The following is a 12491-nucleotide window of genomic DNA, read 5'->3' as shown; positions in this document are numbered from 1 at the left end:
ACGGATTCAAAAATGGAAGATGTCTGATATGAACGAACGCGGCCGACGCACGCGATAGCCGCTCGCGGGCGAGAACACCGCAACCCCGGAAATTCTCGCTCAGAGAGACTTTGCATCGGGCATGGTGCCGCCCAGCGCTTTGGTCAGTTCGGCTGCGACTTCCTGCACGAGTTTCCCGAGAACGGGCAGGCGGTCGTTCGGCACGCGCGAGGCCTTGCCCGATACGGAGATGGCAGCAAGAGGTTCGCTGCAATCGTCGTACACGACGGCGGAGACGCACCGCAAACCGATCAGGGCTTCCTCATCATCGATCGAATAGCCCTGCTGCCTGATGTCGTGAAGCGATTTGCAGAGCTCGCCGGCGCGCACGATCGATTTCGACGTCAGCCTGGGCATGCCCTCGCGCTGTATGATCGCGAAGACGTCCTGTTCGGAATAGGTCGAGAGCAGAGCCTTGCCGAGCCCCGAAGCGACCATGGGGACCCGGCCGCCGACTTTGGTGACCGATCGCATGATCTCCCGGCTCTCGACCCGGGTCAGAACAACCATCGCACCGTCGTCGACGACGGCAAGGTTCGCTGTTTCGCGTGTCTGGTCACGAAGCTTGCGAAGAAAGGGCAGGGCCTGGGTCACGAAATTTCGGCGTCGAACGAATGTCGAGCCGACGGCAAAACTTTGCGCCCCGATGTGCCACATGGATGCGTCACGATCGAACTGGACGAACCGCCGCTTCTCCAGCGTTGCCAGCAACCGGTGAACCGTCGAAGGCGACAAACCCGTGCGCACCGCGAGGTCGGTCAGCCGGTATCCCTCGTCATCCTCGGCAAGCGTTTCGATAATCAGGAGAGCGCGATCTACCGATTGTACGCCGCCGTCTCTGGGATCGGGGTCGTTATCCGCAGTGGATTTCAGCTCGACGGCCTTGCGGCGGATCACGTTTCTCTTCATCGCGACCTGCATTCATCCGTAGGTGTGAAGACGTGTTCGTTGCTCGATTTCAAATTCCGCTTTGTAAGGACCTGCGAGATTCTGCAGACAAGGGTTGGCATTTGGTATTCCAACGGGGTATTTTGTCAAGAGAATTCCACAAAAAGTGTAGATAGATTGGATAAATTCGTTTGACTTCTTGGTATCTGGCATGCCACCAATAACCTTGGTTTCGCTTTGGCGACGGCCGGGAAGACGACGGACTCGTCCACATCAGGGAACGACCAGGGAGAAAGTGGAATGTCGGTAGCGGCACTGCAGAGCATTGATGCAAATAAAGCCGAAGCCGGGCGCGAGCTGACGGATGGCTTTAACCTCATGATCGATGCGCTGAAGCTCAACGGCCTCACCACGATCTACGGCGTGCCCGGCATCCCGATCACCGACTTCGGCCGGATGGCACAGGCTGCGGGCATCCGCGTGATATCGTTCCGCCACGAGCAGAACGCCGGCAATGCGGCGTCGATCGCCGGCTTCCTGACCAAAAAACCCGGCGTCTGCCTCACGGTGTCGGCGCCCGGCTTTCTCAATGGCCTCACCGCGCTCGCCAACGCCACCACCAACTGCTTCCCGATGATTTTGATCTCGGGCTCGTCCGAGCGCGAGATCGTCGACCTGCAGCAGGGCGACTATGAGGAGATGGATCAGCTCGCGATTGCAAAACCGCTCTGCAAAGCGGCGTTCCGCGTGCTGCATGCCGCCGACATCGGCATCGGCCTGGCGCGCGCCATCCGCGCCGCTGTTTCTGGACGTCCGGGCGGCGTCTATCTCGATCTGCCCGCAAAACTGTTCGGTCAGGTGATCGATGCCGAGGCTGGCAAGAAATCGCTCGTGAAGGTCATCGATGCGGCGCCGGCGCAGATTCCGGCGCCGGATGCGGTCAAGCGCGCGCTCGATGTGCTCAAGAGCGCCAAACGTCCGCTGATCATCCTCGGCAAGGGTGCGGCCTACGCGCAGGCCGATGACACGATCCGCTCCTTCGTCGAGAAGAGCGGCGTTCCGTTCCTCCCCATGAGCATGGCCAAGGGATTGTTGTCCGACCTGCATCCGCAGTGCGCCGGTGCGGCACGTTCGACCGTGCTGAAGGATGCCGACGTCGTCATGCTGATCGGCGCCCGTCTCAACTGGTTGCTGTCGCACGGTAAGGGCAAGACCTGGGGGGACGCCCCCAAGAAGTTCATCCAGATCGACATCGAGCCGAAGGAAATGGATTCCAACGTCGAGATCGTGGCCCCTGTGGTCGGCGACATCGGTTCCTGCGTCCAGGCCTTGCTCTCGGGCATGGGCACGAACTGGACTGTCGCGCCGTCCGACTGGGTTAACGCCGTCAAGGCAAAGCGGGAAGAAAACATCGCCAAGATGGCGCCGCGGCTGATGAACAACAATTCGCCGATGGACTACCACGGCGCGCTCGGTGCCTTGCGCACAGTCATCAAGGAGCGGCCGGACGCCATCCTCGTCAACGAAGGTGCCAACACGCTTGATCTCGCGCGCGGCGTCATCGACATGTACAAGCCGCGCAAGCGTCTCGACGTCGGTACCTGGGGCGTCATGGGCATCGGCATGGGCTTTGCGATCGCGGCCGCCATCGAGACCGGCAAGCCCGTGCTGGCGATCGAAGGCGACAGCGCCTTTGGGTTCTGCGGCATGGAGATCGAGACGATCTGCCGCTACAACCTGCCGGTCTGCATCGTGATCTTCAACAATGATGGCATCTATCGCGGCACCGACGTCAATCCGACCGGTGGTCCGGATGTTGCGCCAACTGTTTTCGTCAAGGGCTCGCGTTACGACAAGATGATGGAGGCGTTCGATGGCGTCGGCATCAATGCGACCACACCCGACGAACTGAAGCGCGCCGTGAATGAGGCGATGGATTCCGGCAAGCCAACCCTGATCAACGCGGTGATCGATCCCGCGGCCGGCTCCGAGAGCGGTCGCATCGGCAACCTCAACCCACAAAGCATACTTCGCAAGAAGTGAGACTGGCAACCCATCGATGTCATTCGCCGCGCAGGCGGGGAATCCAGCAGATTTGATTTGAGGAGAGAGCTTATGACCAAGGCGCTCAAGGGTGTTCGCATTCTCGATTTCACCCACGTCCAGTCCGGGCCGACGTGCACGCAGCTATTGGCCTGGTTCGGCGCCGACGTGATCAAGGTCGAGCGCCCTGGCGTCGGCGATATCACCCGCGGTCAGCTGCAGGACATTCCGAACGTAGACAGCCTGTATTTCACCATGCTGAACCACAACAAGCGCTCGATCACGCTCGACACCAAGAACCCCAAGGGCAAGGAAGTCCTCACCGCGCTGATCAAGAGCTGCGACGTGCTGGTGGAGAATTTCGGACCCGGCGTGCTCGACCGCATGGGTTTTCCCTGGGAGAAGATCCAGAGCATCAATCCGAAGATGATCGTGGCCTCGATCAAGGGTTTTGGCCCCGGGCCGTACGAGGACTGCAAGGTCTATGAGAACGTCGCCCAATGCACCGGCGGTGCGGCGTCGACCACCGGCTTTCGCGACGGCCTGCCGCTGGTCACCGGCGCGCAGATCGGCGACAGCGGCACCGGGTTGCATCTCGCGCTCGGCATCGTCACCGCGCTCTATCAGCGCACCGTCACCGGCAAGGGCCAGAAGGTCACCGCGGCGATGCAGGACGGCGTGCTCAATCTCGCGCGCGTCAAACTGCGCGACCAGCAGCGCCTCGCCCATGGCCCGCTGAAGGAATACAGCCAGTTCGGCGAAGGCATTCCGTTCGGCGACGCGGTGCCGCGCGCCGGCAACGATTCCGGCGGCGGTCAGCCCGGCCGCATCCTGAAGTGCAAGGGCTGGGAGACCGATCCCAACGCCTACATCTACTTCATCACCCAGGCGCCGGTCTGGGAGAAGATCTGCGACGTAATCGGCGAGCCCGGCTGGAAGACCCATCCGGATTACGCCAAGCCGGCGGTGCGGCTGCCGCGCCTCAACGAGATCTTCGGACGCATCGAACAGTGGACGATGACCAAGACAAAATTCGAGGCGATGGACATCCTCAACAAGGACGACATCCCCTGCGGTCCGGTCCTGTCGATGAAAGAGTTGATCGAGGATCAGTCACTGCGCGCCACCGGTACCGTGGTCGAGGTGGATCATCCGACCCGCGGCAAGTATTTCTCGGTCGGCAATCCGATCAAGCTGTCGGACAGCCCGAGCGACGTGACGCGTTCGCCGCTGCTCGGCGAACACACCGACGAAATCCTGCGCCAGGTGCTCGGCTTTACCGCCCATCAGGTCGCCGAAATCCACGATTCCGGCGCGCTCGATCCGCCGCGGAAGGTGGTTCCAGCTTACGCAATGTTCGAGCATTAAAGGCTGGTATCTGGCATGCCTAAGCTACTGTCGATCACGAGAAATCTGACCTCGCGTCCATTCCAAAGAATCGCCGACGTCAAGTCCTAGATCGATTTCGCATTTTATGCAGTCGCGGCCTCACCATTTCTCCCCAACTTAGCCCCGAATTTCGGGGCTTTCTTTTTATGCAACAATGTTTCAGCGGCAACTGAAGGGACGCAACAAGCGCGACTTTTCTAGCCTTGCCACAAAATAATCACTTGCACTCTGGTATATTGCATACCAGAATGAAATGGGAAGACGCCATTCTTAAAACGAGCGCCCGGAGGGTCCAGGATGACAATCACGACACAGGCTGCTGCGTTACCGACGGTCGAAGGCAAGAACTACCGCTGGCTGCAACTCGCGATGGGTATTGCCTGCATGGCGATGATCGCAAACCTGCAATACGGCTGGACCCTGTTCGTCGATCCGATCGACGCAAAATTTCACTGGGGCCGCACAGCTATTCAGTTGGCTTTCACTCTCTTTGTGCTCACCGAAACCTGGCTGGTGCCGATCGAGGCATGGTTTGTCGACAAATATGGTCCCCGCATTGTCGTCATGTTCGGCGGAGTCATGATCGCCATCGCCTGGGTCTTAAATTCCTACGCCACTTCGCTGACGCTGCTTTACGTCGCGGCCGTGTGCGGCGGAATCGGTGCAGGCTCGGTCTACGGAACATGCGTCGGCAATGCCTTGAAGTGGTTTCCTGACCGGCGAGGTATTGCGGCCGGCGCGACTGCGGCCGGTTTCGGCGCCGGTGCCGCAATTACGGTAGTGCCGATCGCGCAGATGATCGCTTCCAGCGGATACCAAAACGCGTTCCTTACATTCGGCATCGGGCAGGGCCTGATCGTTTTTGTTCTGGCAATCTTCATCCGCAAGCCGTCGCAAGTGATGGCGGTGACAAAGAAACAGCTCAACCTGCCCCAAACCAAGATCGACTTCACGCCGCCTCAGGTGCTGCGCAGCCCAATATTCTGGGTAATGTATCTGGTGTTTGTGATGGTCGCCGCGGGCGGTCTCATGACGGCGGCCCAGATCGCACCGATCGCGCATGACTTCAAGATCGCGAACGAACCCGTAAGTCTTCTGGGCTTTCAGATGGCTGCATTGACCTTCGCAATATCGCTCGACCGGATTTTCGACGGCTTCGGCAGGCCATTCTTCGGTTGGGTCTCCGACACCATCGGGCGCGAACACACCATGTTCATCGCGTTCGGAACCGCGGCACTCATGTTGCTCACGCTTTCGGCCTATGGCCACATGCCGGTCGTCTTCGTGCTTGCGACCGCGGTATATTTCGGCGTGTTCGGCGAAATTTACAGCCTGTTCCCCGCGACCACTGGCGACACCTTCGGTGCCAAATATGCGACCACCAATAACGGCATGCTTTACACCGCCAAGGGGACAGCGGCGTTGCTGGTGCCGATTGCGAGCCTAGTCGCGACAAACTACGGCTGGCAGGCTGTCTTCGTCATGGCCGTCGGCCTGAACGCCACTGCGGCACTGCTTGCATTGTTCGTCATCAAGCCGATGCGGCGAGCTTTCATTCTGGGCAACGAAACCGCCCCGCTCGACGCAAATCCACAAACAGTGAGCACAGTCTGATCGTCACTGTTTGAAATTGAAGCGAGGTGGACCACGGTGCACCTTTCTTTTTTGTCTTCGAAATTCTGGCATACAAAATACAGCAACAGAGAACGACATGAACATTCACGAATATCAAGGCAAGGCCGTCCTTAAGAACTTCGGCGTGCTCGTCTCGGCAGGTCAGTCGGAACTCACGGTTGAAGAAGCAGTGACTGCCGCGAAGGCGCTCCCAGGCCCGGTATACGTAGTGAAATCACAAATCCATGCCGGTGGCCGCGGCAAGGGCAAATTCAAGGAACTGCCTGCCGATGCGAAAGGTGGCGTGCGGCTCGCGAAATCGATCGACGAAGTAGCGGCCTGTGCCCGGGAAATGCTCGGCAACACACTTGTCACCGCGCAGACCGGCCCCTCAGGCAAGCAGGTCAACCGGCTGTATATCGAGGATGGCTGCGACATCGAGAAGGAATTCTATCTATCGATGCTGGTTGATCGCGAGACTTCGCGTATCGCTTTTGTTGTCTCGACCGAAGGCGGAATGGACATCGAAAAGGTTGCACACGACACGCCCGACAAGATCGTGACCTTCTCGGTTGATCCCGCGACTGGCGTCATGGCGCATCACGGACGGGCGGTGGCCCGCGCGCTGGGCCTCAAGGGTCATCTCGCAAAGCAGGTAGAGACGCTGACGGCGCAGCTCTACGACGCCTTTGTCGGCACCGACATGGCGATGCTTGAGATCAATCCGCTGGTTGTCACCAAGCAGGGCGAGTTGCGATGCCTCGACGCCAAGGTCAGCTTCGATTCGAACGCGTTGTACCGGCACTCCGACTTGGTCGAGCTGCGCGATCTGACGGAGGAGGACGAGAAAGAGATCGAAGCGTCAAAGTACGATCTCAACTACATCGCGCTGGAGGGCACGATCGGCTGCATGGTCAACGGCGCCGGTCTGGCCATGGCCACCATGGATATCATCAAGCTTTACGGCGCGACGCCGGCAAACTTCCTCGACGTCGGTGGCGGGGCGACCAAGGAGAAGGTCGCGGCGGCATTCCGGATCATCACATCCGATCCGCATGTTGAGGGAATTCTGGTCAATATCTTCGGCGGCATCATGCGCTGCGATGTCGTTGCCGAAGGCGTGGTGGCGGCGGTGCGGGAAGCCGGCTTGACGGTGCCGCTGGTCGTGCGGCTCGAAGGCACCAATGTCGAGCTTGGCAAAAAAATCATCAAAGAGTCGGGTCTCAATGTCGTGTCGGCGAGCGACCTCGACGATGCCGCACAAAAGATCGTGAGAGCCACACGAAGGGAGGCCGCGTAATGGCTATTCTGATTGACGGCAATACCAAGGTCATTTGCCAAGGTTTCACGGGCAAAAATGGTACTTTCCACTCCGAGCAGGCCGTGCTTTACGGCACCAAAATGGTGGGGGGTACCTCGCCCGGCAAAGGAAGCACCAAGCATCTCGACTTGCCAGTGTTCGATACCGTGGCCGAAGCTCGCGAAAAGACCGGCGCGGATGCCAGCGTGATTTATGTCCCGCCGCCAGGCGCGGCGGACGCGATTTGCGAAGCAATCGATGCAGAGATTCCGCTCATTGTCTGTATCACAGAAGGCATTCCAGTGGCGGACATGATCAAGGTCGGCCGTGCGCTCGACGGTTCAAAGTCCCGGCTGATTGGCCCGAATTGCCCCGGCGTGATGACGGCGGGTGAGTGCAAGATCGGAATCATGCCCGGCAATATCTTCAAGAAGGGAAACGTCGGAATCGTTTCGCGCTCGGGAACGCTGACCTACGAGGCGGTATATCAGACCACCGCAGAGGGGCTGGGGCAGACCACCGCGGTCGGTATCGGCGGCGATCCGGTCAAGGGTACCGACTTCATCGCAATGCTTGAGCTATTCCTCGCCGATCCGGCGACGAAATCCATCGTCATGATCGGCGAGATCGGCGGCTCCTCGGAAGAAGACGCCGCACAATTCATCAAGGATGAGGCAAAGCGTGGCCGAAACAAGCCGATGGTCGGATTCATCGCAGGGCGTACCGCCCCTCCGGGCCGCCGCATGGGCCACGCCGGTGCGATCATCTCCGGCGGAAAGGGAGATGCGGAATCCAAGATCGCCGCGATGGAGGGCGCCGGCATCCGTGTGTCTCCTTCGCCGGCGCGTCTTGGGAAGACGCTGATCGACGTGCTGAAGGGATAAGCGGGTCCATGAACGATCAGTCTAGCGCTTTGGAGAACGGCATGAAAATCTGTATCTACGGCGCCGGCGCGATCGGTGGCTATCTCGGTGTGCAGCTGGCTCAAGCGGGAGCGGATGTCAGCCTCGTTGCGCGCGGCGCGCATCTAGCTGCGATGCGCGCCAACGGCCTCAAATTATTGATTGGCGATGAAGAGCGCGTGGTGCACCCCCGTTGCACCGACAACCCCGCCGAGCTGGGGCCGCAGGATTTTGTGATCATTTGCCTGAAGGCGCACTCGATCACCGGTGTTATCGAAGCAATCCAGCCGCTGCTTGGCGCGCACACACGGATCGTCACGGCAGTCAACGGGATTCCCTACTGGTATTTCTACAAGCACGGCAATGAGTGCGAGGGATCGACGCTTGAAAGCATCGATCCGGGCGGACGGCAGTGGCGCGAATTGGGTCCGGAGCGCGCTATCGGGTGCATCGTCTATCCCGCGACGGAGATCGAGGCGCCTGGCGTCATCCGTCATGTCTATGGCGATCGCTTTCCCCTCGGCGAAGCATCCGGCGAAAGAAGTGCGGATGTCGAACGGCTTGCCGCGATGTTCGTCAAGGCCGGATTGCAAGCGCCCATCCTCGATCGGATCCGCGACGAAATCTGGCTCAAGCTGTGGGGCAATGTCTGTTTCAATCCGATCAGCGCGCTGACGCACGCAACTCTGGACAAGATATGCACGGATCCGGCAACCCGCGCCCTGTCCAAGGCCATGATGCTGGAAACCCAGTGCATCGCGGAGACATTTGGCGTCAAATTCCGCGTCGACGTCGAGCGCCGGATCGAAGGCGCGCGCAAGGTCGGCGCGCACAAGACGTCAATGCTGCAAGATCTTGAGCGCGGACGCCCGATGGAGATCGATCCGCTGGTCACGGTGGTTCAGGAAATGGGGCGTCTCACGCAGATTCCAACCCCGACAATCGACGCGGTTCTGGCGCTCGTAACACAGCGCGCCAGAATCGCAGGTCTTTATTGAACGCTGCCATCACCGTGCGGCTGGTCCAAAGCCGGAGCGGAAACTTTGCTCTTGAATTTTGGAGATTTTCATCGTGACCTATTGGGTTCGCTTTCGACACAGTGACACGACCGGGTTTGGAACGATCTCGCAATCAGAAATCAGCATTTATGACGGCGAGATGTTCGGTAAATCACGGGCAAATGGCCGGCGCCTCGCTTTGTCTGATGTCGAACTCCTGGCTCCGACCGAACCTTCCAAGATCATCGCGCTGTGGAATAATTTTCATGCACTTGCCGCAAAATTGAAGGTCACTGAACCCGACGATCCGCTCTACCTTTTAAAGGCGCCGACGACATCAGCCGCGCCGAATGCAGTCGTCAAACGACCGGCCTCCTATGATGGTAAAGTCACATACGAGGGCGAACTCGGGATTGTCGTCGGCCGCAGATGCAGCGGCGTATCGGCCGATCAGGCCAATGACTATATTTTTGGTTATACCTGCGTCAACGATATCACTGCCGCTGATATTATCGGCAGAGATGCCACCTTTGCGCAATGGGCCCGCGCCAAGGGCTTCGATAGTTTTTGCCCGTTTGGACCTGTCATCGCATCCGGGATCGACTCGGTGAAGCTCGTTGTTCGGACGATTCTCAATGGCGAGGAGCGTCAGTCGTATCCGATTTCGGACATGATCTTCAGCGCACAACAGCTTGTCAGCAAGATCTCGCACGACATGACGTTGTTGCCGGGAGATCTGATCTGCTGCGGCACATCGTTGGGGGTCGGGTCAATGAAAGATCCGGTCAACCAGGTCACCATCGCGATCGACGGCATCGGCGAACTGACCAACGAATTCAGGCAGTAACACAGTCCCCTTCGTCAATCGCTGCCGATTGCAGACAAATTTTCGAAGATCATGCGGGGCGTGTAACGGTATGGGGGCGTTTTTTGACGGGGAATCCGGACCCCAAAGCTGATTGGGACGCAAAGGCCGATCGGGCCATAGAGATGGCGCGCAGCATGCCGCCGGGATCCGCCCGGCACGATGCGATGAAGAGAGCTGGCTTGTTGCGCTGGCTGGCCGCGTTGATGCAAGAAATAAAGAAGCGGGAAACGCCGATTCGCGGGAAGAAGCCAAAGAGGTGATCGGCGGATAGATCCAGCGAAGTTTGTCGAATGAGTTCTGTCTCAACGGAGCGGGCGACGTTTCGAGTTTAGACGTCGCATCACGTTAGCAGATGTCATCCGTCGCCGACGTGGCGACTCCGGCAGGTAACCGGGCGCGAAACCCGGCATGCAGACCAACTGAACTTCGGTCTGGCAGGCGCTGGGCATTTGAGGCGTTCGCAGCACGGCTGCAATCTCACTCGAATCTTACCCCGCAGCGCATCGTAACGAGATACTCAAAGCGGACGCATCCTTTCAGACGAAGCGCGTAGCGCACCGCGTGCCCCGTCGCTCTACCTCGATCGAGTTGGTGAGGACAAGTGCGCGCGGTGTTGGTAGCCTGCTGCCAACGCTGTACGCCGTCTTGTCGCGGTGCGGGAACATTTTCGTTCCCAATTTGCAACAGAAGTGCGTTCGCGGTGCGAAAGCATTTTCGTGATCGATTTATAACATCGACTCCAAATTTTTTTCTGCCAAGCGCCGGCTCTTACGCTGGTGTTTTGTATCCCATAGCGTTCGCTTGCTGGAAATTGAAACGAGCTTGAATTGGCGGGGTCCAGCCCGCGTCAACACATCATCAGACCTGGGGAGGGGCAACATGAAGAACGCATCGATGGCGGTTGCGTGCATTATTGGAATGGGAACGACGGTATCGGCATTTGCCGAAGGCAAGCCGGATACAGCGGCGCAAGAGGTGGAAATGCTTCGACAGGAGATGCAACAGATGAAGGCATCGCAGAAAGCCCTGCAGGCAAAATTGGACGCTCTCGCGGCGACATCCCACGCGAATGCGGCGTATCGGCGGAACGCCGAGTCACCGCCAGTGAAGGCGCCTCAGCCGGCTTGGCCGGTGGGCGTACAGATTCCAGCGCCTGCGGGCGCGGTTGCGCCGGATATCGCAGAAGTCCCGCAACTGGCTCGTACCTCGCAGACCGGAATTGTGCGGGGACCCGCTCCGGTGTTGGGTAACACGCTCAGTGCCCGAGTTTGGGGCGTCGATGCCGGCGTCTATGGTTTTCTGGATCTTTCCTTTGATCGCGCCCGCAACGGCGTCCAAACGATCAACCAGGTCTCAAGCAACGAATCGTTCGTGGGTATCGCAGGCGGCATAGATTTGGGTTCGCCCAATTGGCGCGCGATTTATCAGATCGAGACCATGGCGGAGATATCGGCGACACCGGGTGTCGCAAGCTCGATCGGATCACGCAATTCGTTTGCTGGTATCGCCACCCCATACGGCAAGTTCATGTTCGGTAAGGATGATACCCCTTACAAACGATCGACCGCTCTGATGAACCCCTTCAAGGGCAGCGTTGGAGATTACGTCTCGATCATGGGCAATTCCGCCGGCGAGGGCCGCACCGAATTCGACTATCGGATGCCGCATTCGTTTTTTTACGACTCCCCCGAGATCTATGGCTTTACTTTCAATGCTCTGTACTCGCCGGGTCAGAAGCTGGACGACCTCGCGGCCGCCGGCAACAACGCTTTTCCGACCGGAGAACTCGTATGTTCCGGCTCGCAGCAACCAAGCCTGAACGGTGCAACGCCCAATGCTCAGGGCACCCAGACGTTGTGCAATGATGGAGCGTTCAAGGACGCCTACAGCGCTGCGCTTAACTATTCGTACGGTCCATTGTACGTCACGGCCGCTTATGAGTTGCACAAGGACGTCAACCGACAGTCAGATAAGGGTGGCGTGATTGCTGACGAGGCTGCAGCCAAGATCGGGGTGTCGTATCACTTCCAATTCAACAACCAATTGTCGTTCGTCTACGAAGAGCTATACCGATATAACGTCCTTGCGGCGACAAACGAACGGCAGCGGCCCGGATTTTACGTCAGCGATGTCCAGGATTTAGGACACGGCTTCGACCTTATGGCGGGCTATGCGCATGCCGGACAAACCCCCGGCAGTCCGAAATTTCCCGGACTGGATGACCGGGTGGACATGTACTCGCTCGGACTCAAGTATCATTGGAACGAAAACACCAGTCTTTACCTTGTCGGCGCCTACCTCACGCAGGGGCCTGGTGCCCACTACGGACTCGGTGCCGGCGAAGGACACGGCGCTCCGGTGCTGTCGCCACGGGTCGCGACGGGCGGCCCGATGCCGGGCCAAACGATCAGTGCCGCATCGACCGGGATGCAAATCGCATTCTAACCAAA

General features: G+C 59.0%; 9 protein-coding genes. 8 read left to right on the top strand and 1 reads right to left on the bottom strand.

Annotation, left to right across the window (positions count from 1 at the left end; genetic code table 11):
* Positions 1 to 99: 99 nt before the first annotated feature.
* On the bottom strand, positions 100 to 948 hold the full coding sequence (locus tag BLS26_RS07885; protein ID WP_092517787.1) for an IclR family transcriptional regulator: 849 nt from the start codon (positions 946 to 948) through the stop codon (positions 100 to 102).
* A 279-nt stretch (positions 949 to 1227) separates the two neighbouring features.
* Here BLS26_RS07885 and oxc point away from each other — a divergent pair, with 279 nt between their 5' ends.
* The 8 genes from oxc to BLS26_RS07840 all read left to right on the top strand — a co-directional run bounded on the left by oxc (position 1228) and on the right by BLS26_RS07840 (position 12486).
* Positions 1228 to 2970, top strand: a complete 1743-nt coding sequence (oxc, locus tag BLS26_RS07880) for an oxalyl-CoA decarboxylase (protein ID WP_092509912.1) — start codon at positions 1228 to 1230, stop codon at positions 2968 to 2970.
* Between the two features lie 72 nt (positions 2971 to 3042).
* Positions 3043 to 4338: a formyl-CoA transferase gene (frc, locus tag BLS26_RS07875; protein ID WP_092509910.1), complete on the top strand. Its 1296-nt coding sequence runs from the start codon at positions 3043 to 3045 to the stop codon at positions 4336 to 4338.
* A gap of 318 nt (positions 4339 to 4656) precedes the next feature.
* Positions 4657 to 5973: an oxalate/formate MFS antiporter gene (gene oxlT / locus BLS26_RS07870; RefSeq protein WP_092509908.1), complete on the top strand. Its 1317-nt coding sequence runs from the start codon at positions 4657 to 4659 to the stop codon at positions 5971 to 5973.
* Positions 5974 to 6070: 97 nt separating this feature from the next.
* Positions 6071 to 7273, top strand: a complete 1203-nt coding sequence (gene sucC / locus BLS26_RS07865) for an ADP-forming succinate--CoA ligase subunit beta (RefSeq protein WP_092509906.1) — start codon at positions 6071 to 6073, stop codon at positions 7271 to 7273.
* Positions 7273 to 8157, top strand: a complete 885-nt coding sequence (gene sucD, locus BLS26_RS07860) for a succinate--CoA ligase subunit alpha (protein WP_092509904.1) — start codon at positions 7273 to 7275, stop codon at positions 8155 to 8157. Before sucC ends, sucD begins: the two co-directional genes overlap by 1 nt.
* A gap of 41 nt (positions 8158 to 8198) precedes the next feature.
* Positions 8199 to 9173: a 2-dehydropantoate 2-reductase gene (locus BLS26_RS07855; protein WP_092509902.1), complete on the top strand. Its 975-nt coding sequence runs from the start codon at positions 8199 to 8201 to the stop codon at positions 9171 to 9173.
* 73 nt (positions 9174 to 9246) lie between these two features.
* Positions 9247 to 10020 carry a fumarylacetoacetate hydrolase family protein gene (locus BLS26_RS07850; RefSeq protein ID WP_092517785.1) on the top strand — a complete coding sequence of 258 codons (774 nt, stop codon included), beginning with the start codon at positions 9247 to 9249 and terminating at the stop codon, positions 10018 to 10020.
* 900 nt (positions 10021 to 10920) lie between these two features.
* A complete protein-coding gene (locus BLS26_RS07840) occupies positions 10921 to 12486 on the top strand; it encodes a porin (protein WP_092509898.1) in 1566 nt (521 codons plus the stop codon).
* Positions 12487 to 12491 lie beyond the last annotated feature (5 nt).

Origin of the sequence: Afipia sp. GAS231, from assembly GCF_900103365.1 — a bacterium.
GTDB lineage: Bacteria > Pseudomonadota > Alphaproteobacteria > Rhizobiales > Xanthobacteraceae > Bradyrhizobium.
This window is presented reverse-complemented; position numbering and strand designations above follow the sequence as displayed.

What these genes read in the sequence shown, in the direction of transcription:
- BLS26_RS07855 (WP_092509902.1), top strand. Translation starts at nt 8,199, where the DNA reads ATGAAAATCTGTATCTACGGCGCCGGCGCGATCGGTGGCTATCTCGGT.
- sucC (WP_092509906.1), top strand. Translation starts at nt 6,071, where the DNA reads ATGAACATTCACGAATATCAAGGCAAGGCCGTCCTTAAGAACTTCGGC.
- frc (WP_092509910.1), top strand. Translation starts at nt 3,043, where the DNA reads ATGACCAAGGCGCTCAAGGGTGTTCGCATTCTCGATTTCACCCACGTC.
- sucD (WP_092509904.1), top strand. Translation starts at nt 7,273, where the DNA reads ATGGCTATTCTGATTGACGGCAATACCAAGGTCATTTGCCAAGGTTTC.
- oxc (WP_092509912.1), top strand. Translation starts at nt 1,228, where the DNA reads ATGTCGGTAGCGGCACTGCAGAGCATTGATGCAAATAAAGCCGAAGCC.
- BLS26_RS07885 (WP_092517787.1), bottom strand. Translation starts at nt 948, where the DNA reads ATGAAGAGAAACGTGATCCGCCGCAAGGCCGTCGAGCTGAAATCCACT.
- BLS26_RS07840 (WP_092509898.1), top strand. Translation starts at nt 10,921, where the DNA reads ATGAAGAACGCATCGATGGCGGTTGCGTGCATTATTGGAATGGGAACG.
- oxlT (WP_092509908.1), top strand. Translation starts at nt 4,657, where the DNA reads ATGACAATCACGACACAGGCTGCTGCGTTACCGACGGTCGAAGGCAAG.